Below are 23,002 nucleotides of genomic sequence, written 5' to 3' on the forward strand. Positions count from 1 at the left end.
GCAAGGAAGCCGGTCCTAACTCTCGGTTTCAATGCGACGGCAGCAAAACTGTAAAACTGGCAAAACTGGGGTCAGAGTACACAATTAGGAGCATGACTCTTTGCGCGGCCGGCCCATCTTGGCCGGTCCCACGCGGCGCGCTAGTTGCGCTTCGATTGYGTCGCGGAATCGATGGCTTCCGAGCGCATGCTGTCGCTGAACATGACCGCGGATAGCCTCAAGGTCATCCTCAGAGAGAGCCTCCGCTACGAGTGCGCGATAAGCGACGCACCGTTCTTCCTGGGACCCGCCAAGTGCCAAATAGTTGGCGTGAGGGCGCAGCAGGATGCTTTGCATCCCCTCGGCATTGCTCCGATAGCTGGACCATCGATACTCGGCGGGCGTGGCGACCATGCATGCCCGCACTGGATTGAGTTCGATATAGCGATAGCAACGCAGGAGGTAATTATCGCTGTCGACGAGGCACGACTTGTACCGGCCCTCCCACAAAGTACCGCTGCGGCGATACTGGTCGTTGATATATCGTACATAGCGGCGCCCCAGTGACTGCATGATTCGTGCGATCTGGCCCGGCAAAGACGGCGTGGCTAGTAGATGCACGTGATTGGTCATAAGCACGTAGGCGTGGATTTGGCATCCTTCACGAGAACAGATCTCCCGAAGATCCATTAGATATCGTTGGTAGTCTTGCTCAGTGAAAAAGCATGGTTGCCGATCGTTACCGCGCTGAACGATGTGTTGCGGGATACCGGGCAGATCGATGCGAGGTTGTCGGGCCATGGCAAACACGATAAGTCGGAGCTTTCATGGTCAGCCAATCAAGGCACCATGCATGCCGGCTCAGATCGTCCGATCACGAAGGAAAAGTGCACTCTGGATCACCCCCGATTTCTCGGACGGTTTAAATCGTCACCGTGAGCGTACGCTCAAAGCTGTCCGGAGATTGATACCCGAGACTGCTATGCAAGCGTTTGCGGTTATAGAAGATCTCGATGTACTGGAAGATCTGGGTCCGTGCAGAGTCGCGATCCGGGAAGGTCTGATGATGTGTCAACTCGTGTTTCAACGAGGCAAAGAAGCTCTCCATGACCGCGTTGTCATAGGGCATGCCCTTTCGGCTCATGCTGGCCGTAAGGCCTGCATCTTGTAATTGCTGCTGATAGAGCTTGCTGGTGTATTGAGAGCCTTGATCGCTGTGATGGATCGCGCCGTTGGCGGGGCAGCGGCGCCCCAGCGCCATCGCCAGCGCATCACTGGCGAGTGCCTGGTCGGCACGATCACTCATGGCCCAGCCCACGATGCGGCGGCTACAAAGGTCCAAAACGGCAGCCAGATAGACCCAGCCCTGGCGCGTGGGTATGAAGGTGATATCAGCGACCCAGACATGATCGGGCTCCGGGCTTGCGAACGGCCAACCGAGACGATTGGGTGCCGTCGGTACGCGTTGATAGGGGCTCTTGGTGCGTAGATACCGCAGGCGACGACGGCTACGAATACCCTGCTCGCAGCGCAGGCGACGAACCCGATGCCGGCCGCAGTGCTCTCCTTCCTGCTTGAGTGCTCGCCACAGGCGCTCCGAGCCGTAAGCTTCGTGATTTTCGCGATGGAGGGCTTCCATGCGAGCGATCAGTTGTTCGTTGGCGAGTCGGCGAGCGCTGGGTTTCCGCGTCCTCCAGGCGTAGTAGCCACTGGGCGATACGCGCAATGCTCGACACATCGTGCGCACACTATGGCCAGACATGCCCTCTATCCAGGCGTACTTCACGACAACTCCCGCGCGAAGTACGCTGCCGCTTTTTTTAAAATCTCATTCTCTTCTTTGAGGCGAGCCAACTCGCGCTTGAGTACTGCCACCTCATCGTTGCTCGCCTTGGGCCGGCCGCTTCCCCCGAACGCCGCGGCTCCCTTCTTGCCCACTTCATCGGCCCATTTGTACAGCCGGTTACGCGGCACTCCCAATTCACGGGCAACCACCGCGGCGGGCTTACCACTGCTTTGCATCAGCCGCAGGGCTTCACGCTTGAACTCGGCTGAGAATCGCTGGCGCTTTTCCATCGAACACCTCCGTGCGAGGATTGTCCTCGCTTTTGGGTGTCCGAGAAATCAGGGGTGATCCAAAATCGGGGGTGATCCAACCTGACCCCGTTATTGGTAGTTGAGCCCCACCGGCATTGTTCGAATTAACTACCCCCATCCCGTTTGCTGCGCTCGGGAAGGTCTACAGGCTTGTACGCGAGGTGATCAACGAAGGCGCGCCATGTGACGGCGAGGAGGCCAGTGCTCGGCTCTGGGTTGTCCGCCAAACGCTCTTCAGCGAATGTAAGCGCCATCATAGAGAGAAGCCCCATGTGATACAGGATTTCCCGCGCCGTATCGTGAGCCAAACTGAATCCGATGCTCTGTGGGCCCTCGTCGTACATGCGTACGACCATTCGGCCACCATGGACAAAACTGTGTAACTCCTTCTCCGCAAAATGCACGAAACGCGTAATCTCGCTGCCGTCGTCGATCCCTCTCACCATGGCGTTCACTTCCCGCATGGCGATTTCCTGCACGGCCTTGGCTTGAACGTCTTTTTTATCCTTGCTCTTGCTGTTCAGTGGAATACGTTGGGGTAGCTTATCTTTTTCAATAAAGGCGCGGATTTCATCGTCTGTCACCTCGCTTTCCACGCTAAACATGATTGCTCTGGAAAAAGCTTCCACCTGTGGCCGAAGAAGCGTCATAGCCGAAATGCCACAGGTGTCCGGCTGGGTGCGTAACATCAGGGCGGCAGACGCAGCGTGATCCATGCATGCCACAAACAACGACAGCACCACGCGCATGCGGGGGCTGTCCTGCATAGTGAAGTTGGATAACGCGTACTTCTGTGCCGTCACTGTTTCATAAGTGATGCGCGCTATTTCCCTAATGTCGGCTTGGGCCAATCCCGTTCTCCCGCAGGCTTCTTCGCCCGAAATCAGAGTGTCTGAAGCATGGTTAGACCAACGCGGGCGCCGTATACGAGCATCCCAAATGAAGCGATACCTGTCACGATAGACAGGTTGTTCAGAACGTTCCCAATCTTTTCGTATCGGTCCGCCTTAGCTTCGTCCTCGCCGCGCCAACGGGCTGAGCCAGAAAAGTAAAACATCGACAGATAGACAAAGGCGGTCGCAAGAACCGACAGTAACATTGATATTGCGAATGGCTGAAGAACAAGAGCCACGTTGTGAACGATGGTGCTTATGCGTGTCTGCGCCAGATAGTCGTGCGACGTATCTTTGGAAAGTAGATTTCCAAGGAATGCGAGAAGTGCGACAACTGCGCCACCACTTGCTAATAAAAGTGCATTGATAGCGGCGCGTCCGGCCGCGTTGGCTGCCTCATAGGTCGTTCGCCAGTTGTTGTGAATCAACTCGCTTCTGAACTTCTTGTTGTCGTTTTCTATTTGAGTCTGAAATTTCTTGAGTTCGACGTTGAGCTTATGAACTTCAAAGTCCGACGGACCCGACGGAATATCGCGGTCGTTCATAGCGCTTCCCCTGTTGTGTCGCAATACGCTATGACAGACGGCATTCAATGGACAAGCGATCAACAAGGGGATCAGAGCACTTTTCTAGACCTGCCTCGTGGCCGAACTCCCGCCACACGATATTGTTCTGCCGCAGTGAGCCTCTAGAGAAAGTGTTCTGACCCTTTGTTCGCTTAGGTCGGGATCGATGTCACTAACGGGTTCAATCCATAGCGGGGCAGTTTTCACTTATATCTTGACCATTGGTTCGGGAAGCGAAACTGACCTCGTTCTTGGCATATCGAGCCGTCTAGGCGCAGTCCCCGACTCGGTGAGCAGAGATCCACAGTGTCATGTTCGGTTGGCCAACGATGGTGCCCCAGCCATCGAGCGCGTCGCCATTGAAGTCGCCTGTGAAGTCCAGTTGGTAGTCATCGAGGCCAGAGAAGACCGAAGGTACGGCAAGGCTCCATTTCGACACATGGATGCGGCCTGTCGCTCGATCACCATCCAGAGACAGCCTGCCGCGATAGATGAAGCCCTCATCGCCGCCGTTGATCGCACCTTCCTTGATGGTGACGATGCCGTTCCCGTAGTCCACTTGCTTGCTGGAGTTCTGGTAGAAGCTGACCTCGTAGATGCCTTCGTTCATGGCTTTCCCCCCGGCTGGCGTGACCCACAGGATGCCAAGCCTAATGACACCCATGCATCGGCCATTCGGACAGCCTACGGGGGGGGGGCGGCATGGCATTCCAGGGCTTCGGGCCGTCGGCGATCGTTGCCGGGGCGTGGCGACAAGCCACATCAAGGGTTGCCCCGAAGCCCTTTGGCACCCTGAGGGGCGCAAAAAACAAAAAAGCCACCCTTTTGAGGTGGCCTTTTCTTTGATTCGATGGTGGGCGATGCAAGGATCGAACTTGCGACACCTGCCGTGTGAAGGCAGTGCTCTACCGCTGAGCTAATCGCCCGCCGAGCCCGGAAATATATTAGGAGCCGCCTAGCAGGTCAAGCCTCCCGGCCAAAAAAAGTGCTCAGGATGGCAGGCGATTGAAAGGTGGGCGAGTACAATATCCGGCTTTTCAGCTATCGGCCTGCCGTCCATGGACTTCCTGACCCACGAACTCAGCCACGTCCTCGAAGCCTTGCGCCGCTTTGAGCTTACGCCCTGGAAGATGGTGGGTCTGCTGGGCTCGATCATGTTCACCAGTCGCTGGTTTGTGCAGCTGTACTACACGCGCAAGCTCAAGCGGGTGGTGATGCCGCTGTCGTTCTGGTGGTTGTCGGTGATTGGCAGTGCGTTGCTGCTGTCGTATTTCATTTTTGGCAAGAACGACTCGGTGGGCATTCTTTCCAATTTCTTCCCGGCGTTTGTGTCGATTTATAACCTTGTGGTGCATATGCGTGAGGTTAGGCGGCGGGAGTTGGTTGAGAGTGAGGTTTGACCACGGTACGACGTCCGGGCGGAGCGGTAACGACGAGGCTCTGCGGTCGCGCACAAGTGCGCTCCTACAAGTTTCGTAGCTCGACCTATCACCTGTAGGAGCGCCCGCTTCGGTGGGCCGTCGCGCACAGGGTGCGCTCCCACAGAAAAGAAAGCGCTCCCGCAAGGGGAGCGCTCTTATGGGCAGACGCCAATCGGCGGGTTGATCAATCCGGGTCGTAGTCCAGATTTGGCGCCAGCCAGCGCTCGGCTTGCTCGCGTGTCCAGCCCTTGCGCTTGGCGTAATCGTCGACCTGTTCGCGGGTGACGCGGCCGACGACGAAGTACTGGCTGTCGGGGTGGGAGAAGTACCAGCCGGAGACGGCGGCCGTGGGGAACATGGCGTAGCTGTCGGTCAGTTCGATGCCGGCGTTGGTCGTGCCGTCGAGCAAACGGAACAGCGTGCCTTTTTCCGTGTGGTCGGGGCAGGCCGGGTAGCCGGGGGCGGGGCGGATGCCGGTGTATTTCTCTTCGATCAGTGCGACGTTGTCGAGCGACTCGTCGGGCATGTAGCCCCAGAACTCGCGGCGCACGCGCTGGTGCAGGCGCTCGGCGAAGGCTTCGGCGAGACGGTCGGCCAGGGCCTTGAGCAGGATCGCGGAATAGTCGTCGTGTGCCGCTTCGAAGCGAGCCACGTGCTCGTCGATGCCGATGCCGGCGGTGACGGCGAAGCCGCCCACCCAGTCCTGCTTCTTCGCGGATTTGGGGGCGATGAAGTCGGAGAGGCAGAAGTCGGGGCGTTCGGCGGGTTTGTCGGCTTGCTGGCGTAGGTGGTGAAGGGTGGCAATCGGCTTTTCTGCGGACTGGGGCAAGTCTTGGCCCCTCACCCCGGCCCTCTCCCCGACGGGGAGAGGGAGAAGTGCAATGTCGTCGCCAACGGAATAAGCCGGCCAAAAGCCAATCACACCACGCGCCGTCAGCCACTTCTCGGCAATCAGCGTGTCCAGCATCGCCTGCGCGTCGTTGAACAGTTCGGTGGCCTGTTTGCCCACGATCTCATCGGTGAGGATGGCGGGATAACGGCCGGCCAGTTCCCACGCATTGAAGAACGGCGACCAGTCAATGTACTGGCGCAGTTCGGCAAGATCGTAGTTGTCGAGCACGGTGATGCCGGGCTGCTTGGGCTGGGGCGGGTTGTAGTTCGCCCAGTCGGTGGTGTAGCGTTGTCCGCGCGCCTTTTCCAGCGATACCAGCGATTTGCCGGCGCCGCGATGCTTGTGGCGTTCGCGCACTTCGGCGTATTCGGCCTGCACCTTGGCGATGAAGTTGTCGACCAGCTCTTTGCTCAAGAGCGACTGCGCCACGCCCACGGCGCGCGAGGCATCTTTCACCCACACGGTGGGCGACTTGTAATGCGGGTCGATCTTCAACGCAGTGTGCGCGCGTGACGTCGTTGCACCGCCAATCATCAGCGGTATCGTGAAATTCTGGCGCTGCATTTCACGCGCGACCTGGCTCATTTCCTCCAGCGACGGCGTGATCAGGCCGGACAGGCCGATGATGTCGGCGTTCTCGGCAATGGCGGTTTCCAGGATCTTCTGCGTGGGCACCATCACGCCCAGGTCGATCACATCGAAGTTGTTGCAGCGGAGCACCACGCCGACGATGTTCTTGCCAATATCGTGCACGTCGCCCTTGACGGTGGCCATGACGATCTTGCCGTTGGACTTGCCGGCATCGCCCGTGCGCGCCTTTTCTTCCTCGATATAAGGAATGAGGTGGGCCACGGCTTTCTTCATCACGCGGGCGGATTTCACCACCTGCGGCAGGAACATCTTGCCGGCGCCGAACAGGTCGCCGACCACGTTCATGCCATCCATCAGCGGACCTTCGATGACATCGAGCGGGCGCGAGGTTTCCAGGCGCGCGGTTTCGGTGTCTTCGACCACGTACTGGTCGATGCCGTGCACCAGGGCGTGGCTCAGGCGTTCGCGCACCGGCTTGTCGCGCYAGGCGAGGTTTTCCACGATGACTTCGCCCTTCTTCGCCTTGAACTGATCGGCGACTTCCAGCAGGCGCTCGGTCGCATCGGGGCGACGGTTGAGCACCACGTCTTCGACGCGCTCGCGCAGGTCTTCCGGCAGATCGTCATAGATCATCAACGCGCCGGCGTTGACGATGCCCATGTCCATGCCCGCCTTGATGGCGTGGTASAGGAACACSGWATGGATCGCCTCGCGCACCATGTTGTTGCCGCGGAASGAGAACGACACGTTCGACACGCCGCCCGACACGTGCGAGTGCGGAAAGCGGCGCTTGAGCTCGCGCGTGGCYTCGATGAAGTCCACCGCGTARTTGTTGTGYTCYTCGATGCCGGTSGCSAYSGCRAARATGTTCGGGTCGAAGATGATGTCTTCSGGCGGGAAGTCGAGCCTGGTGGTGAGCAGCTCATAAGCGCGCGAACTGATTTCCACCTTGCGCTCGCAGGTGTCGGCCTGGCCTTGCTCGTCGAACGCCATCACCACCACGGCGGCGCCGTACTGCTGCACCTTGCGCGCGTGTTCGAGGAAAACCTCTTCGCCTTCCTTCATCGAGATGGAATTGACGATGCCCTTGCCTTGCAGGCAGCGCAGGCCAGCTTCGATCACCGTCCACTTGGAGGAGTCGACCATCACCGGCACGCGGGCGATGTCCGGTTCGGCGGCGATCAGGTTCAGATAGCGCGTCATCGCCGCTTCCGAATCGATCAGGCCTTCGTCCATGTTGACGTCGATGATCTGCGCGCCGTTGGCCACCTGCTGGCGCGCCACATCGACGGCTTCCTCGTAGCGTTCTTCCTTGATCAGTTTGCGGAACTGCGCCGAGCCGGTGACATTGGTGCGTTCGCCGACGTTGACGAACAACAGGTCGGGCGTGATGACCAGCGGTTCAAGGCCGGAGAGTCGGGTGTAGCGGGGCATCATCGGGACTCAGGCAGCCTTGGCGTTTTGGGAGGGAAGGGCGCGCGGCGCGCAATGGGCCACGGCTTCGGCGATGGCCTTGATATGCGCAGGCGTCGTGCCGCAACAGCCGCCAACCATGTTGAGCAGGCCGTCGCGCGCGAAGCTGCCGATTACGGAGGCCATCTGTTCGGGTGTTTCGTCGTATTCGCCAAACGCATTCGGCAGGCCGGCATTGGGATGCGTGCTGACGAAACAGCTGGCGGTTTGCGACAGCACCTGCACGTGCGGGCGCAGGTCGGCTGCGCCCAGGGCGCAGTTCAGTCCCACCGAGATCGGGCGCGCATGCTGCACCGAGTAGTAGAACGCTTCAGCGGTCTGGCCCGACAGTGTGCGGCCGGAACGATCAGTGATGGTTCCGGAGATCATCACGGGCAGACGCACGCCACGCTCGCGGAACAGTTCGCTCACCGCAAACAGCGCGGCCTTTGCGTTGAGCGTATCGAAGATGGTTTCGACCATGATCAGATCCGCGCCGCCATCGACCAGGCCGCTGGCCGATTCGATGTAGTTGGCGACCAGTTCTTCGAACGTGACGTTGCGAAAGCCCGGATCGTTGACGTCCGGCGACAGCGACGCGGTGCGGCTGGTGGGGCCGAGTACGCCGATGACGAAGCGCGGCTTGTCCGGCGTTTTCGCTTCCACGGCGTCGCAGGCGGCGCGGGCGAGGCGTGCGCCTTCGAGGTTCAGCTCGTAGGCGAGATGTTCGAGGTGGTAATCGGCCTGGCTGATGCGGGTGGAGTTGAAGGTATTGGTTTCAACCAGGTCCGCACCGGCTTCGAGATAGGCCACGTGCACGCCGCGGATGATGTCCGGGTTGGTGAGCGTGAGCAGGTCGTTGTTGCCCTTCAGGTCGCAGCTGCCGGGATGGTCATGCGCGTGCGAACTGTCGTGGCCTTCCACGAAACGCTCGCCGCGAAAAGCAGCCTCGTCCAGCGGATGCTGCTGCAGCATGGTGCCCATGCCGCCGTCGATGATCAGGATGCGCTCGCGCAGCAGGCGTTCCAGCAGGGCGACGCGTTCGGGGTGAAGCCAGGGGAGGGTACTCATGGATGGATGCCTCGCTTCAAGGCTTGCGCGCGAGCAGGCTGATCACTTCGAAGTGAGGTGCCTTGCGTTCGCGGCTCAAGCGGGTACAGCTCAAGGATTGAAGGCCGGCCTGCTTTGCGAAGCCGGTCAGTTCGTCGGATGAAAAACCGAGGTTGCGGTGATCGAAGGGCTCCACCACGGCGCGGTGATCGTGTTTGCCCAGGGTGACGGCCAGCAATCGGCCGCCGCTGCGCAACACGCGCGCGGCTTCCGCGACGGCCTTGGCCGGGTGCTCGGCATAGGTGAGGGCGTGCAGCATCAGCACAAGGTCGAAGCGGCGGTCGCCGAGGTCGAGTGCGTGCATGTCGCCCTTGAGCACTTCCACGTTGCCGAAGGACTTGAGGCGTTGCGCGGCGGCCTCGGTCACGCGCTCGCTGCTGTCCACGCAGACGATGGAGTGGGCGTGTGGCGCCAGCAGCTCGGCGGTGATGCCGTCGCCCGAGGCGATATCCAGCACGTCGCCGGTTTCCAGCAATTGCAGCAGGGAGCGCGCCAGCGTTTCCCAGGTGCGGCCGGGGGAGTAATGGCGTTCCATGTCGCCGGCGACGGTGTCGGCCCAGCCTTCTTCGCGGGCGCGCTCGGCCAGCACGCCGGGTAGGCGCGCGGCGTCTTCGCGCAGCAGGGCATCGTCGATGTTGTCGCGCAGGGACCTCAGCAGGACCTGCAGGTGTTCGTCCGTCTCGGCGTTGGCCCGGTAATAGGCGGACACGCCGGCACGGCGGTCGCGCACCAGCTCGGCTTCCTTGAGCTTGGCCAGATGGGTGGACACGCGCGGCTGCGCCAGATGCAGGACCGCAGCCAGTTCCGCCACGGTCAGCTCCTCGCGCTCAAGCAAGGCCAGCAGACGAACCCGGGTCGGATCCGCCAGCAGGCGCAGAACGCTGGAGGCGGTGGCCAGGTCCATCGTTATCCTTATATCGCGATGCAGAGATACATAAGGCTAGGCTTCGGCGTGCAGGGCGTCAAGTCGGGCCGTTCTTTTGTAGGAGCCCACCCTGTGGGCGACAGCTGAACGGAGGGGCAAGCCCTGGGGGCCGCGGTCGCGCACAGGGTGCGCTCCTACAAGGGGATGGGGCCTTGCTGCACCTGCACAGAAGTCCCTTGGCTGGCCGGGTTAAAATAGTGGGCTTCCTGTCTCCCATTCCCCTTGGAGTCTTCCATGGATTTCCGCTTTACCGACGATCAGCTGTCCATCCAGGCCATTGCCCGCGACTTCGCGCAGAAGCGCATTGTGCCGGTGGCCGCCGAACTGGACGCCAAGGGTGAATTCCCGCTCGAGAACATCCGCGAGATGGGCCAGCTGGGCCTGATGGGCATCGAGGTGCCGACCGAGTACGGCGGCGCGGGCATGGACCCGGTGGCCTACGTGCTGGCCATGGTCGAGATCGCCGCGGCCGATGCCGCCACCTCGACCATCATGTCGGTGAACAACTCGCTGTTCTGCAACGGCATCCTCAAGCACGGCACCGAGGAGCAGAAGCAGAAGTACGTGCGCGCCATCGCCCAGGGCGAGGCCATCGGCGCTTATGCGCTGACCGAGCCGCAGTCCGGTTCCGATGCATCGGCCATGCACACGCGCGCCACCAAGAACGCCAATGGCGACTGGGTGATCAACGGCAAGAAGAGCTGGATCACCTCCGGCCCGGTCGCTCGCTACATCATCCTGTTTGCGATCACCACGCCGGGCATCGGCGCCAAGGGCGTGTCGGCTTTCATCGTCGACACCCAGCTGCCCGGTTTCCACGCCGGCAAGAGCGAGCCCAAGCTCGGCATCCGCGCCTCGGCCACCTGCGAAATCGAATTCACTGATTACGTGCTGCCCAAGGAAAACCTGCTGGGCGACGAGGGCAAGGGCTTCTCCATCGCCATGGGTGTGCTCGACGCCGGCCGCATCGGCATTGCATCGCAGGCCGTGGGTATTGCGCGCGCTGCGTACGAAGCCACCCTGCAGTGGGTGCGTGACCGCAAGGCGTTCGGCACGCCGATCGGTACGTTCCAAATGACCCAGGCCAAGATTGCCGACATGAAGTGCAAGCTGGACGCCGCCACGCTGCTCACGCTGCGCGCCGCCTGGACCAAGGGCGAGGCCGAAAAGAACGGCGGCCGCTTCGGCACCGAGGCCTCCGTGGCCAAGCTCACCGCCTCGGAAGCGGCGATGTGGATTTCGCACCAGGCGGTGCAGATCCATGGCGGCATGGGCTACTCCAAGGAAATGCCGCTGGAGCGTTATTTCCGCGATGCCAAGATCACGGAGATCTATGAGGGCACGAGTGAGATTCAGCGCATTGTGATTGCGCGTGCGGAGACGGGTCTGCGATAAGCCGGCAAGGTTTTCGTGTGGCGAAGCCCTCGGTGAGAACCGGGGGCTTTTCCTTTCCGGGAATCGCAACCAGTTTTTTTTGTGGGAGCGCACCCTGTGCGCGACGGCGTGGCGTCCGAGGCACCCTCGGACTGTCGCGCACAGGGTGCGCTCCCACAAGGGGCCTTGGTTTGTTGACTGGCGCGGGAGCCATCGCAAATACTTGCGATCACCACGGAGACAGGTCCCCTCCCGCCAAGGATGGCGACTCTCTCCCGGGCTCGTCACGCCACGTCGGGAACTGACCGAGCTGGGCTAGATCGACTTCAGGCGGTCGCTACGGCTCGATGGCGCAAAGCGCGCTTTTGCAGGCTTTCACGCCCAATCATCGCCGCGGCACGATGGTTGCTTCCCACCAGGGATCCGAAACCACCTGCCGCGAGCCGCCCATGACCGATGTCGTTGAGAAGCTGGAAGAAGAGAGCATGGTCTACAAGACCCTGCTCGAGTCCACCAAGGCCATTCCCTGGCGCATCCAGTGGGACAGTCTGTCGTTCTCCTATATCGGCCCGCAGATCGAGCATCTGCTGGGCTGGGCGCCGGACAGCTGGGTCAGCGTGCAGGACTGGGCCGAGCGCATCCATCCGGAAGATCGCGACTGGGCGGTCAATTTCTGCGTGGCGCAGTCCAAGGCAGGCGTGGATCACGAAGCCGATTACCGCGCCCTGTGCAAGGACGGCAGCTACGTGTGGATCCGCGACGTGGTGCACGTGGTGCGCAAGGACGACGGCAGCGTGGATGCGCTGGTCGGCTTCATGTTCGACATCAGCGAGCGCAAGCGTACCGAGCAGCGCCTGATCGAACTGCAGCGCGAACTCGAGGCGCTGTCCTTCAAGGACGGCCTCACCGGCATCGCCAATCGCCGCCGCTTCGACAGCGTGTTCGAGGAAGACTGGGAGCAGGCGCGTCGCAGCGGTCGGCCGCTGTCGCTGCTGATGCTCGATATCGATTACTTCAAGCAATACAACGACCACTACGGCCACGTGCAGGGCGACTACACGCTCAAGCTGGTAGCCAAGGTGCTGGAGAAGGCGGTGCGCCGCTCGCATGACTTCCTGGCCCGCTTCGGCGGCGAGGAGTTCGTGCTGGTGCTGCCCGATACCGACGCCGCCGCGGCGCGCGAAGTGGCCGAGCGTTGCCACGCGCTGATCGAGCAGGAATGGATTCCGCATGAGCGCTCGATGGCGCGCAAGTCGCTGACCATGAGCATCGGCGTGGGCACGGTGGTGCCGATGCATGGCGATGAGCGTTTGTCGTTCCTGGAGCTGGTCGACCGGCGGCTGTATCAGGCCAAGCAGCAAGGTCGCAACATGACGGTCAACACCGACGATTGATGCCTCACGCACGCACCGCGGGTGACTCCGCGGTGCGCAACGGTAGGATCAGATGCGCGGCGAGCAGGCCGAGCAAGCCACCGAGCAGCGTCTGCCAGATGCGCGCGCTCAGGAACATGATCGAGTGCTCGCCCGATGCGGCAAGCGTGACGATCAGGGTGAAGGCGAACGCGGCGCAGGCAATGTCGTAGCGTTCCGGCAACGCCATCGCGTAAACCACCATCGCCACGGCGGCCAACGCCCAGATCAACAGCGGTGCATGCTCGGCCAGCGGAAGACAGACCAGGCCGAACGGCACGCCGATCAGCGTGCCCACGATGCGCCGACGCACGCGCTGCGACGTGCCCGTGGCGCTGCCGGCCACCACATAGGTGCAGGCCGTGACCGCCCATGCCGACTCGGGCAGGTGCAGCTTCGCGTTGAGCAGCACGACGATCAGCGATGCCATCGCTGCCTGCACGCCCATGATGAAGGGCGCCGACAGATGCCAGCGGCCGGGAATGTCCGCGGGCGACAGCACCGCCAGTTCGGCGGGGCGCTCGGCGGGACCGGAGAGCAAGCGCGGCACCACCGAGGCCAGCGCCGCGATGCATCCGGCGATCAGGATGGCCGGCCACGCAGAAGCGTCGAGCCGCATGGTGTAGGCCAGCAACTGGCCAATGTAGATCTGCGAACCGACGCCTGCGCCGGTGACGCCATAGCGTTTGAGGTAACTGGCCAGGAAGGCACCACTGACCAGCGTGAATTCAGCGCCGTTTTGCGACAGCGGAGAAAGTACCGGCACCATCAGAGCCTGCATCAAGGCGCCCAGCGTGGCGGCCAGGCAGAGCAGGGCGAGATCGCGGCTGGATTCAAAGCGCGTATGCCGCGCTTCGGAAACGCTGGCCCACAGCGCGAAATTTGCTGCCAACGAGCCGACGGCAACCATGCTGCCGAACGGATGCGCCACATCGTGCAAGGTGCCGATCGCCGCCGCCAGGCCATAGGCAGTGACCAGCCGCAGCCCCTTGATGCGGCGGTGCATGCCGGGATCGATATGTTCGAGCCAGTCGACGAATGAGCGCATGCGGGCGAAAACAGGAGATGGCCGTAGTCGCACATTATCAGCGGGCGGCGCGTGCGGCCTTTTCGGAAACGCAGGGTGATCCAAAGAAAAAGCCCCGGTCTTTCGACCGGGGCTTTGCTTTGACTTCCGCAGATCCGGATCAACCGCCGCGACGCGGGTCCGAATCGAACGGCTGCATGGCGCTGCTCGGCGTACCGCCGTTGCCACCGCCACCCTGCGGCGTACCCGCAGCGGCTTCGCCATGGGCCGGGCGAATCTTGCGGGACGGTTCGTCCAGCTTGTCGCCCAGTGCGCGGCGCACCGTCACGTAGAACACCGGGATCAAGAGCAGACCCAGGAAGGTGGCGAAGATCATGCCGCCGATCACGCCCGTGCCGATGGCATGGCGGGAGTTGGCGCCGGCGCCCGTCGAGATGAACAACGGGAACACGCCGAGGATGAACGCCATGGAGGTCATCAGGATCGGGCGCAGTCGCTGGCGGGCCGCCGTGATGACGGCATCGAACAGCGACTTGCCGTCCTGTTGCTGCTCCACCGCGAATTCCACGATCAGGATCGCGTTCTTCGCTGCCAGGCCGATCACCGTGATCATGCCGATCTTGAAGTACATGTCGTTCGGCAAGCCGCGCAACATCGAGAACACGACCGTACCGAGCASGCCCAGCGGCACCACCAGSAGCACSGCGACCGGGATCGACCAGCTCTCRTASAGYGCGGCAAGGCACAGGAACACGATCAGGATCGACAGCGCCAGCAGCAGGGTGGCCGAGTTGCCGGCCAGGATTTCCTGGTACGACTGACCCGTCCAGTCCGCGCCGAAGCCCTTGGGCAGGTCGTGGTCGACGATGCCCTGCAAGGCGTTCATGGCCTGACCGGTCGAGTAGCCCGGCGCTTCGTTACCCACGATTTCGACCGCAGCGTAGCCGTTGTAGCGGGTCAGGGCTGGCGAGCCCATGTCCCACTTCGTGTTGACCACGCTGGAGATCGGAATCATGTTGTACGGATTGACCGTCGCCTGATACGACGACGAGCTCGACGAACTGCTGTTGGCCGCCGCCCCCGGTGCCAGGCTGCTGGGTGTGTAGATGTGCTGCAGCGCATCCGGGCCCATGCGGTAGGCCTGGTCCGCCTGCAGGTAGACGCGCTTCACGCGGCCGCCGTAGACGAAGTCGTTGACGTACACCGGCGCCAGCGTGAGCTGGATGGCCGAGTACACGTCGCTCACCGACATGCCCATCGCCTGAGCCTGCGTGCGATCCACTTTCATATCCCACTGCGGAGCATCGGGCAGCTGGTTGGGACGCACACCGAACAGCGCCTTGTTGTCCTTCGCCTTGCCCACCGCGGTGCCCATCGCCTGCATCAGCTCGCCATGCGTCTGGCCGGCACGGGCCTGCAGATACATGTCGATGCCGCCGAACTGGCTGAGGCCGCGGATGGTGGGCAGGTTGACCACGAAGATCTGCGCGTCGCGGATGCCGTGGAACACGCCGTTCAACTTCATGATCAGCTCATCGGCCGTGATCGCACGCGAATCCCAGTCCTTGAGCTTGATGAAGGCCATGCCGGTGCTTTCGCTCTGGCCGATGAAGCTGAAGCCGCTGATCTGGTACATGCCGATGATGTCATCGTTGTACGGGCTCTTCTTCACGCGCTCGCGCATCTCGGCCATCACGGCCTGCGTGCGCTGCAGGGTGGCGCCCGGCGGCAGGTTGACGATGGCCAGTGCAAAACCCTGGTCTTCGCTAGGCACGAAGCTGGTGGGCAGGCGTGTGTAGAGGAAGCCGGCAAGCACCGCTACCAGGGCGAACACGATCATCCAGCGCGGCGCATGGCGGGTGGCGCTGCCGATGTGGCCGCCATAGGTGCGCGTGACCCAGTCGAAGGTCTGGTTGAACTTGCGGTAGATGATGTTCTTCTTGTGCTCGTGCTCAGGCTTGAGCAGCGTGGCGCACAAGGCCGGCGTGAACGACAGCGCGAGGAAGGCGGAGAAGCCCATCGACACTGCGATCGTCAGCGCGAACTGCTTGTAGATCACGCCCGACGCACCCGGCTGCAGCGCGGACGGCACGAACACCGCCGCCAGCACCACGGTGATGGCCACCACCGCGCCGGTGATCTGGCCCATCGCCTTGCGTGTCGCTTCCTTGGGCGAGAGCTGCTCCTCGCTCATGATGCGTTCGACGTTCTCGATCACCACGATCGCGTCGTCCACCACGATACCGATGGCTAGCACCATGCCGAACAACGTCAGCTGATTGATGGTGAAGCCCAGCGCGACCAGGCCGATGAAGGTACCCAGCAGAGCCACCGGGATCACCAGGGTGGGGATCACCGTGGCGCGGAAGTTCTGCAGGAAGATCAGCATCACCAGGAAGACCAGGATGATGGCCTCGATCAGGGTGTGCACGACTTCCTTGATGGAGATCGTCACGAACGGCGTGGTGTCGTACGGAGCGAACCAGGTGACGCCTTCGGGGAAGTCCTTGGACAGCTCGTTCATCTTGGCCTTGACGGCGTCGGCCACGTCCAGCGCGTTGGCGCCGGGCAGCAGCTGCACGCCCAGGCCGCCGACCTGCTGGCCGTTCCACGTCGCGCCCAGGCCGTAGCTCTGCGGGCCGAAGTCGATGCGCGCCACGTCGCTCAGCTTCACCACCGTGCCGTCGCTGTTGGCGCGCAGGATGATTTCGCCGAACTCCTGCGGGGAGGAGAAGCGGCCTTCAGCGGAGACGGTAGCGGTAAAGCCCTGTTCCTTCGGCGACGGATCGGCACCGAGCGAACCGGCGGCGAACTGCACGTTCTGCGCCGCCACGGCGGAGAACACCGCGCTGGGCGACAAGCCGTAGCCGTGCATCTTGTCCGGGTTGAGCCAGATGCGCACGCCGTACTCGGCGCCGATCAGGCGGGTGGCGCCCACGCCGGGAATACGGCCGACCTGGTCCGCCACCTGCGACGCAATCACGTCGGCCAGGCGGTTGCCGTCGATGTCCGGGTTGTTGGACACCAGCGACACGAACATCAGGAAGTCAGGGTTGCTCTTGGCCACCACCACGCCCTGCTGGGTCACGGCGGTCGGCAGGCGCGGCAAGGCCAGCTGCACCTTGTTCTGCACCTGCACCTGGGCGATGTCCGGATCGGTGCCGGTTTCAAAGCTCAGCGTGATCGAGGTCGTGCCGTTGGAGTTGGACGAGGAGCTGAAGTAGAGCAGGTGGTCGATACCGGTGAGCTGCTGCTCGATCACCTGGGTGACGTTCTTCTCCATGGTGTCGGCGTTGGCGCCCGGATACGTCGCGGACACCACCACTTGGGGCGGCGCGATGTTCGGGTACGACTCGATACCCATGTTCAACACGGAGATGGTGCCAACCAGGGTGATCAGGATGGCTACCACCCACGCGAAGATGGGGCGGTCAATAAAGAAACTCGGCATGTCGGTCGACTCCCTTTACTGCTTGCCGCCAGCAGCATGACCCGCTGCTGCCGGCTGACCCTGCGCGCCGGGCTTCTGGTCGGGCTGGTAAGGCGCCGCCTTGGCCGGTTTGCCGGGCTGCACCGTCTGCAGGCCGGAGACGATCACCTGGTCGCCGTTGCTCAGGCCGCTGGTGACGATAAAGTTCGAACCGGCCAGGTTGTCCGCGGAGACGTTCTTGCGGGCGACATTGCCGTCCTGACCCACCACCAGCGCATAGGCGCCGACCACGTCGCGCTGGATGGCCGCCTGCGGCACCAGGAACACGTTGTGGAGCTCGCCGAGGTTGGCGGTGATGGTGATGTAGGTGCCCGGCAACAAACGGCGCTCAGGGTTGGCCAGCAGGGCGCGCAGGTTGATCGAGCCGGTGGTCGGGTCGACGGTGGCGCCGGAGAAGTCGAGCGTGCCGTCCTGGGCGTACTTGCTGCCGTCGGGCAGGGTGACCTTCACGGTGGTCTTGCCCTGGTCGCTCAGCGACACGTTGCCGGCGGCCTGGGCGGCGCGCAGGCGATCGAGGTCGGCGGCACTGACGGTGAAGTTGACGTACAGCGGATCGAGCTGGTCGACCGTGGTCAACAGCGTCGAGCTGGAACCGGAATCGGCGGCGCCGTTGCCGACGATGGCACCCTCAGTCACCTGTTGCTGACCGGCGCGGCCGTCGATGGGCGCTACCACGCGGGTATAGCTCAGGTTGATCTTGGCGCTTTCCACGGCGGCCTGAAGCTGCTTGACCGAGGCGGCGCCGCTGCGCTCGTTGGCTTCGGCGGCGTCGAGGTCGGACTGCGAGATGTAGTTCTGCGGGCGCAGCTTGCGGTCGCGCTCGGCCAGGTTGTGGAAGTTCACGTAGGTCGCCTGGCCGGCGGCCAGATTGGCCTTGGCCGAGTCCAGCGCTGCCTGGTAGATCACCGGGTCGATCTCGAACATGACCTGGCCGGCTTTGACGTCGGTGCCTTCCTGATAGACGCGCTTGAGCAGCACACCCGACACGCGGGCGCGCACATCGGCGCTACGGTAAGCCGACACGCGGCCCACAAGATCCTTGGCTAGCGGCGTGCTCTGGGCCTGGGCCTTGRCGACACCGACTTCCGGCGGCGGCGCCTGCGGCGGGCCTTGATCCTTGCCTTTGCCACAGGCGGCCAGTGAGAGCAGGCCAAGGCACAGCAGAGGTGTGCGCAGTGACGTGGACTTCATGTGGGCTCCATTTCTTTTTTAATGTGGTCGGGGATGCAGCGCGTCGACGCCTCTCCGGGCGACGACAAAGGGGGCTTGCAACGAACACGCAACGGCCCCGCTAGTCCGAGCGTCCCGTGAACGGGCAGGCCGGGAAGGGCAGGGTCGGTAAAGCCGTGGCTCGTTCAGGCAGGCGAGCTTGGACTATACCGTACAGTTTACAATTTGTAGAGACACCCCTGATACGCCGGATCGGCCTCCCAGGGCCATTCAGACGCGTCCTATGTGTTCCGCTGGGTTGGGTGGCTGTACTCCCAACGGGACGTGCGAGCTAATTTTGGCTGAATTCCGTGAAGGAAGGGTGTCGGCCACAAAGACAGGGGGACGGCCGTCCGCTTTATGGTGCCTGCGGTGGCTTGCGAACGCCTGTGCCGATGGTCCGGTTGCAGCGGCAGCGCGCTTGCTTACAACGCGCTCCCAGGCCAGCGAAAGCCGGGACCAGGGTTGCCGGCATGGCGGTCAGTCAGTCGATGATTTCATCTGCTGCGCTGCAACGTTTTGCATGCGTCGCTGTCGTGACATACGCAGCGGTATCGGTGGCCCGCGATGGACGGGAATCAGCGGCGCTGCAACGGCAACACGCGAGCGCAGCAAGTTTTTCGTCCGCGTACACAAACGTTGCCGATGCACTGGGCTGTCACGCAAACGTCGCGAAGATTCCGATGCACAGCCATTGCTGCACGGGCGTCATGGCCTGCCGCAAGCTGAAGTGCATCTTTCGCAAAGGTGGATAAGGTATGGCGCGAGGCGTATTCTTTTGAGGCTTTTTGGAGCCTGTTCTCGATCTCCGCATGACCCGTGCCGGAATTTGTTTGCCCGCCAGACAAGGAAGAACGAGGGCGTGTATGTCGATACACAACCGAGTGATGACGATGGATGGTGGGCAAACAAATCCGGCCCGGAGGGTTGCTCACCTGCGCCCGCTAGCGAGTGCCGTGCGGCTGGACCTGACAGCCAGTCAGGCGCTGCGCCACACGGCACTCGCTAGCGGGCGCAGGTGAGCAACACGGGTTATGCGGAGATCGAGAACAGGCTCCCGGCCTCATTCCGTCTCCCCAACACAGTAGATGCCATGAACGCKATTCGTGCGGCTAGCAACAGCTCGTTCCCCAGTGTTGTTTTCGAAGAACTGAAGCAAAGCGGATTTCCTACCGGGCGCCTTGATGAGGCGCAATTTTTTATCAGCGCTTTCTTCGCGCGCATCGCCGACGGCGACCTCCAGCTCCATACCGCCCGCGAGTGGGCTGCCCTGATCGCCGACCTGCTCAGCTTCATGCAGCAGCGTCAGCCGGGCCGCGCCGCGGTGCGTGTGGTCAACCCGGCCACGGGCCACGCCGGCCGCAGCTACATCCAGGTCGTCACCGACGACATGCCGTTCCTGGTCGACACCGTCACCATGGTCGCGACCGAGCAATTGCAGATCCACGCCGTGATCCATCCGGTGGTGGAAGTGGCACGCGATGCCTCCGGCAAGCTGCTTAAGATCGGCGCCCCCGACGGCCAGCCCGAATCGGTCATGCATTTCGAAGTGGACCGCGTGGCCGACGACGAAGAGCTGGCCAAGCTCAAGGCCAAACTCGAAGGCGCGCTGGAAGACGTGCGCGTGGTCGTCGCCGACTGGAAGAAAATGCGCGACCAGGCGCTCGCCACCGCCGACGACCTGCCGTCGCGCCAGCTGCCGCTGGACGCCGCCGCCGTGAAGGAGGCCTCCGCCTTCCTGCGCTGGCTGGCCGACGACAACTTCACCTTCCTCGGTTACCGCGAATACGAAGTGACCGAAGCCGACGGCGAGGAAGTGCTGCGTGCCAATGAAAGCTCGGGCATGGGCATCCTGCACAAGAGCGAGCGCTCGCTCGCACCACGTTCGCTGCGTTCGCTGGTGGCCAGCGACCTGCCGCAGTCCGGTTCGACCGACGCCATCATCCTGACCAAGACCAATGCGCGCTCGCACGCGCATCGTCCGGGTTACATGGATTACGTGGGCGTGCTCAAGTTCGACGCCAACGGCAAGCCGGTGGCCGAACAGCGCTTCCTCGGCCTGTTCTCGTCCAACGCCTATATGGCGCGTCCGCAGGATGTGCCGCTGGTACGCCAGAAGTTCGAATACGCCATGGAGCGCTCCGGCCTCAAGCGCGACTCGCATTCGGGCAAGGCGCTGCGCCATATCCTGGAAACGCTGCCGCGCGACGAACTGTTCCAGAGCAGCGACGAAGAGCTCTACACCACCGCCTTGGGCACGCTGGAACTGCGCCAGCGCGCACGCACGCGCCTGTTCGTGCGCCGCGACCGCTATGGCCGTTTCGTCACCTGCATCGTCTATGTGCCGCGTGACCGCTTCAACACCACGGTGCGCGAACGCATCGAAGCGCTGCTGAAGGATGCCATGCGCGGCGAAAGCCTCGATTCGTCCGTGCTGATGGGCGAAGCGGCGCTGGTGCGCCTGCATGTCGTGGTGCGTCCGAAGATCGGCGACCAGGTGCATTACGACGTGGCCGAGCTCGAGAAGGGCGTGGCCACCATCGTGCGCAACTGGCACGACGATGTGCGCGATGAACTCGTGCGCACCCTGGGCGACCACGACGGCGTGGTGTTGGCCAATCGCTACGCCAAGGCGCTGCCCGCCGGTTATGTGGAAGACGTCTCGCCGGCCACCGCCGCCGAAGACGTGCACCAGTTGTCGCTGCTCAAGGGCGACGACGCCGTGCGCATGTCGTTCTATCACCCGGCCTCGCGCCCGGAAGAACTGCGCTTCAAGATATATCGCAGCGGCGGCGACATCGCGTTGTCCGAAGTGCTGCCGCAGTTGGAAAACCTGGGCCTGCGCGTGCTCACCGAGCACCTGTACGACATCCATGTCGGCGACAGCATGCTGTACATCCAGGACTTCGAAGTGCAGACCGCCGGCAGCCTCGCTTTCAGCGTGGAGCAGGTTGACCAGTTGTTCGAAGACGCCTTCGAGCAGATCTGGCGCGGCAACGCCGAGAACGACGGCTTCAATCGCCTGGTGCTCGGCGCCAAGCTGAGCTGGCGCCAGATCGCCATGCTGCGCGGCTACTGCAAGTACCTGCTGCAGACCGGCGTGGCGTTCTCGCAGAGCTATATGGAAGACGCGTTCAACCGCTATCCGGCGATTGCCGGCCTGCTGGTGGAGCTGTTCCTGGCCAAGTTCGATCCGCGCCGCGAGTCGCTGTCGACGGATGAGCTCAAGCGCGCCGGTGACCTGCTGCGCGGCGAAATGCAGGTGCTGATTCCCGAGCCGCTGCGCCAGGCACATCCGGCCCTCATCGATGGCCTGGCGGCGGCGCTGTCCAAGCCGCGCGACGAGCAGCTGGCGGTGATCGAAGAGACCATCGGCACGCTGCTGGAAACGGTCTCCAGCCTCGACGACGACCGCATCCTGCGCAGCTTTGTGGCACTGATCCGCGGCACCCTGCGTACCAGCTTCTTCCAGCAGTGGAACGACCAGTACCGCAGCTACATCAGCTTCAAGTTCGATTCGCACCGCGTGCCGGATCTGCCCAAGCCGGTGCCGTATCGCGAAATCTTCGTCAGCGCGCCGCGCGTGGAAGGCATCCACTTGCGCTTTGGTGCCGTGGCGCGCGGCGGCCTGCGCTGGTCAGATCGTCGCGAAGACTTCCGCACCGAAGTGCTGGGCCTGGTGAAGGCGCAGATGGTGAAGAACACCGTGATCGTGCCGGTCGGTTCCAAGGGCGGCTTCTTCGTGAAGCGTCCGCCGGTGAACGGCGATCGCGACGCGCAGCTGGCCGAAGGCATCGCGTGCTACCGCATGTTCATCAGCGGCCTGCTCGACATCACCGACAACCTGATCGAAGGCAAGGTGGTGCCGCCGCACGATGTGGTGCGCCATGACAACGACGATCCGTACCTGGTGGTGGCTGCCGACAAGGGCACGGCCACGTTCTCCGATATCGCCAACGCGATTTCGGTCGAGCACGGTTTCTGGCTGGGCGACGCGTTCGCCTCGGGCGGCTCCAATGGTTACGACCACAAGGGCATGGGCATCACCGCCAAGGGCGCGTGGGAGTCGGTCAAGCGCCACTTCCGTGCACTGGGCCGTGACAGCCAGTCGCAGGACTTCACCTGCGTGGGCGTCGGCGACATGTCGGGCGACGTGTTCGGCAACGGCATGTTGCTGTCGCGCCATATCAAGCTGGTGGCGGCATTCGACCATCGCCATGTGTTCCTCGATCCGAACCCGGATGTCGAGCGTTCCTTCGTCGAGCGCGAGCGCATGTTCAAGCTGCCGCGTTCGAGCTGGGACGATTACAACAAGCAGCTCATTTCCGCGGGCGGCGGCGTGTATCCGCGTACGCTCAAATCGATCCCGATTTCGCCGGAAGTGCGTGCGGTGCTCGGCCTCAAGCCGGACGTGACCCAGCTGGCGCCGAACGACCTGCTCAGCGCCATCCTGAAGGCGCCGGTCGACCTGCTGTGGAACGGCGGCATCGGCACCTACGTGAAGTCCAGCGCCGAAACGCATGCCGACGTGGGCGATCGTGCCAACAACGCGCTGCGCGTGAAC

General features: G+C 62.7%; 17 protein-coding genes and 1 tRNA gene. 5 read left to right on the forward strand and 13 right to left on the reverse strand.

All coding sequences use genetic code 11. The annotated features are described in order from the left end of the window. Nucleotides 1-84: 84 nt before the first annotated feature. The 7 genes from AC1DMG_RS06110 to AC1DMG_RS06140 all read right to left on the reverse strand — a co-directional run bounded on the left by AC1DMG_RS06110 (nt 85) and on the right by AC1DMG_RS06140 (nt 4,461). Nucleotides 85-780 (reverse strand): transposase, encoded by a 696-nt coding sequence (locus AC1DMG_RS06110; protein WP_477180304.1) that lies wholly within the window; start codon nt 778-780, stop codon nt 85-87. 121 nt (nt 781-901) lie between these two features. Further along, nucleotides 902-1,741: an IS3 family transposase gene (locus AC1DMG_RS06115; RefSeq protein WP_477176041.1), complete on the reverse strand. Its 840-nt coding sequence runs from the start codon at nt 1,739-1,741 to the stop codon at nt 902-904. Nucleotides 1,742-1,761: 20 nt separating this feature from the next. Beyond that, complete coding sequence (locus tag AC1DMG_RS06120) at nt 1,762-2,055, reverse strand: transposase (RefSeq protein ID WP_214571259.1); 294 nt, start codon at nt 2,053-2,055, stop codon at nt 1,762-1,764. 125 nt (nt 2,056-2,180) lie between these two features. After that, nucleotides 2,181-2,927: a DUF6988 family protein gene (locus tag AC1DMG_RS06125; RefSeq protein WP_477178478.1), complete on the reverse strand. Its 747-nt coding sequence runs from the start codon at nt 2,925-2,927 to the stop codon at nt 2,181-2,183. Between the two features lie 32 nt (nt 2,928-2,959). Then, on the reverse strand, nt 2,960-3,514 hold the full coding sequence (locus tag AC1DMG_RS06130) for a hypothetical protein (protein ID WP_477177351.1): 555 nt from the start codon (nt 3,512-3,514) through the stop codon (nt 2,960-2,962). 289 nt (nt 3,515-3,803) lie between these two features. Continuing rightward, nucleotides 3,804-4,145, reverse strand: a complete 342-nt coding sequence (locus tag AC1DMG_RS06135; RefSeq protein ID WP_477177352.1) for a GrlR family regulatory protein — start codon at nt 4,143-4,145, stop codon at nt 3,804-3,806. A gap of 241 nt (nt 4,146-4,386) precedes the next feature. After that, nucleotides 4,387-4,461: transfer RNA gene (locus AC1DMG_RS06140), tRNA-Val, on the reverse strand. A 132-nt stretch (nt 4,462-4,593) separates the two neighbouring features. Between AC1DMG_RS06140 and AC1DMG_RS06145 the strand changes: the two genes are divergently transcribed. Then, nucleotides 4,594-4,935: a lipid-A-disaccharide synthase N-terminal domain-containing protein gene (locus tag AC1DMG_RS06145; RefSeq protein ID WP_477177353.1), complete on the forward strand. Its 342-nt coding sequence runs from the start codon at nt 4,594-4,596 to the stop codon at nt 4,933-4,935. 205 nt (nt 4,936-5,140) lie between these two features. Here the strand turns inward: AC1DMG_RS06145 and metH are convergent, their stop codons facing one another. From metH to AC1DMG_RS06160, 3 genes are read right to left on the reverse strand one after another with little or no spacing between them, the layout of a single operon-like run. Continuing rightward, nucleotides 5,141-7,876, reverse strand: coding sequence for a methionine synthase (metH, locus tag AC1DMG_RS06150; protein WP_477180305.1), 2,736 nt, complete (start codon nt 7,874-7,876; stop codon nt 5,141-5,143). 6 nt (nt 7,877-7,882) lie between these two features. Continuing rightward, the gene (locus AC1DMG_RS06155) at nt 7,883-8,962 is read right to left on the reverse strand and encodes a homocysteine S-methyltransferase family protein (protein WP_477177355.1); all 1,080 of its coding nucleotides are present in this window, start codon (nt 8,960-8,962) and stop codon (nt 7,883-7,885) included. 16 nt (nt 8,963-8,978) lie between these two features. Beyond that, on the reverse strand, nt 8,979-9,905 hold the full coding sequence (locus AC1DMG_RS06160) for an ArsR/SmtB family transcription factor (RefSeq protein WP_441603661.1): 927 nt from the start codon (nt 9,903-9,905) through the stop codon (nt 8,979-8,981). 255 nt (nt 9,906-10,160) lie between these two features. Here AC1DMG_RS06160 and AC1DMG_RS06165 point away from each other — a divergent pair, with 255 nt between their 5' ends. Next, entirely contained in the window at nt 10,161-11,321 is a 1,161-nt protein-coding gene (locus AC1DMG_RS06165; protein WP_441603662.1) for an acyl-CoA dehydrogenase family protein, read from the forward strand. A 428-nt stretch (nt 11,322-11,749) separates the two neighbouring features. Beyond that, nucleotides 11,750-12,694 carry a GGDEF domain-containing protein gene (locus AC1DMG_RS06170; protein WP_477177356.1) on the forward strand — a complete coding sequence of 315 codons (945 nt, stop codon included), beginning with the start codon at nt 11,750-11,752 and terminating at the stop codon, nt 12,692-12,694. Between the two features lie 4 nt (nt 12,695-12,698). Here AC1DMG_RS06170 and AC1DMG_RS06175 read toward each other — a convergent pair whose 3' ends face one another. The 3 genes from AC1DMG_RS06175 to AC1DMG_RS06185 form a co-directional block, all read right to left on the reverse strand. After that, nucleotides 12,699-13,760, reverse strand: coding sequence for an FUSC family protein (locus AC1DMG_RS06175; RefSeq protein WP_477180306.1), 1,062 nt, complete (start codon nt 13,758-13,760; stop codon nt 12,699-12,701). 139 nt (nt 13,761-13,899) lie between these two features. Beyond that, entirely contained in the window at nt 13,900-17,190 is a 3,291-nt protein-coding gene (locus AC1DMG_RS06180; protein WP_477180307.1) for an efflux RND transporter permease subunit, read from the reverse strand. A 15-nt stretch (nt 17,191-17,205) separates the two neighbouring features. After that, nucleotides 17,206-18,420, reverse strand: a complete 1,215-nt coding sequence (locus AC1DMG_RS06185; protein WP_477180308.1) for an efflux RND transporter periplasmic adaptor subunit — start codon at nt 18,418-18,420, stop codon at nt 17,206-17,208. Between the two features lie 491 nt (nt 18,421-18,911). Between AC1DMG_RS06185 and AC1DMG_RS06190 the strand changes: the two genes are divergently transcribed. Next, a complete protein-coding gene (locus AC1DMG_RS06190) occupies nt 18,912-19,193 on the forward strand; it encodes a hypothetical protein (RefSeq protein ID WP_477177360.1) in 282 nt (93 codons plus the stop codon). 338 nt (nt 19,194-19,531) lie between these two features. Next, a partial coding sequence (locus AC1DMG_RS06195) for an NAD-glutamate dehydrogenase (protein ID WP_477180309.1) occupies nt 19,532-23,002 on the forward strand: 3,471 nt, incomplete at its 3' end.

This window comes from Dyella sp. 01N36, assembly GCF_056399745.1.

Bases quoted from the DNA above. Each gene is read 5' to 3' on its own strand.
- AC1DMG_RS06170 (WP_477177356.1), top strand. From the start codon at position 11,750: ATGACCGATGTCGTTGAGAAGCTGGAAGAAGAGAGCATGGTCTACAAG.
- AC1DMG_RS06115 (WP_477176041.1), bottom strand. From the start codon at position 1,741: ATGTCTGGCCATAGTGTGCGCACGATGTGTCGAGCATTGCGCGTATCG.
- AC1DMG_RS06160 (WP_441603661.1), bottom strand. From the start codon at position 9,905: ATGGACCTGGCCACCGCCTCCAGCGTTCTGCGCCTGCTGGCGGATCCG.
- AC1DMG_RS06120 (WP_214571259.1), bottom strand. From the start codon at position 2,055: ATGGAAAAGCGCCAGCGATTCTCAGCCGAGTTCAAGCGTGAAGCCCTG.
- AC1DMG_RS06155 (WP_477177355.1), bottom strand. From the start codon at position 8,962: ATGAGTACCCTCCCCTGGCTTCACCCCGAACGCGTCGCCCTGCTGGAA.
- AC1DMG_RS06130 (WP_477177351.1), bottom strand. From the start codon at position 3,514: ATGAACGACCGCGATATTCCGTCGGGTCCGTCGGACTTTGAAGTTCAT.
- AC1DMG_RS06175 (WP_477180306.1), bottom strand. From the start codon at position 13,760: ATGCGCTCATTCGTCGACTGGCTCGAACATATCGATCCCGGCATGCAC.
- AC1DMG_RS06135 (WP_477177352.1), bottom strand. From the start codon at position 4,145: ATGAACGAAGGCATCTACGAGGTCAGCTTCTACCAGAACTCCAGCAAG.
- AC1DMG_RS06145 (WP_477177353.1), top strand. From the start codon at position 4,594: ATGGACTTCCTGACCCACGAACTCAGCCACGTCCTCGAAGCCTTGCGC.
- AC1DMG_RS06190 (WP_477177360.1), top strand. From the start codon at position 18,912: ATGGCGGTCAGTCAGTCGATGATTTCATCTGCTGCGCTGCAACGTTTT.
- AC1DMG_RS06165 (WP_441603662.1), top strand. From the start codon at position 10,161: ATGGATTTCCGCTTTACCGACGATCAGCTGTCCATCCAGGCCATTGCC.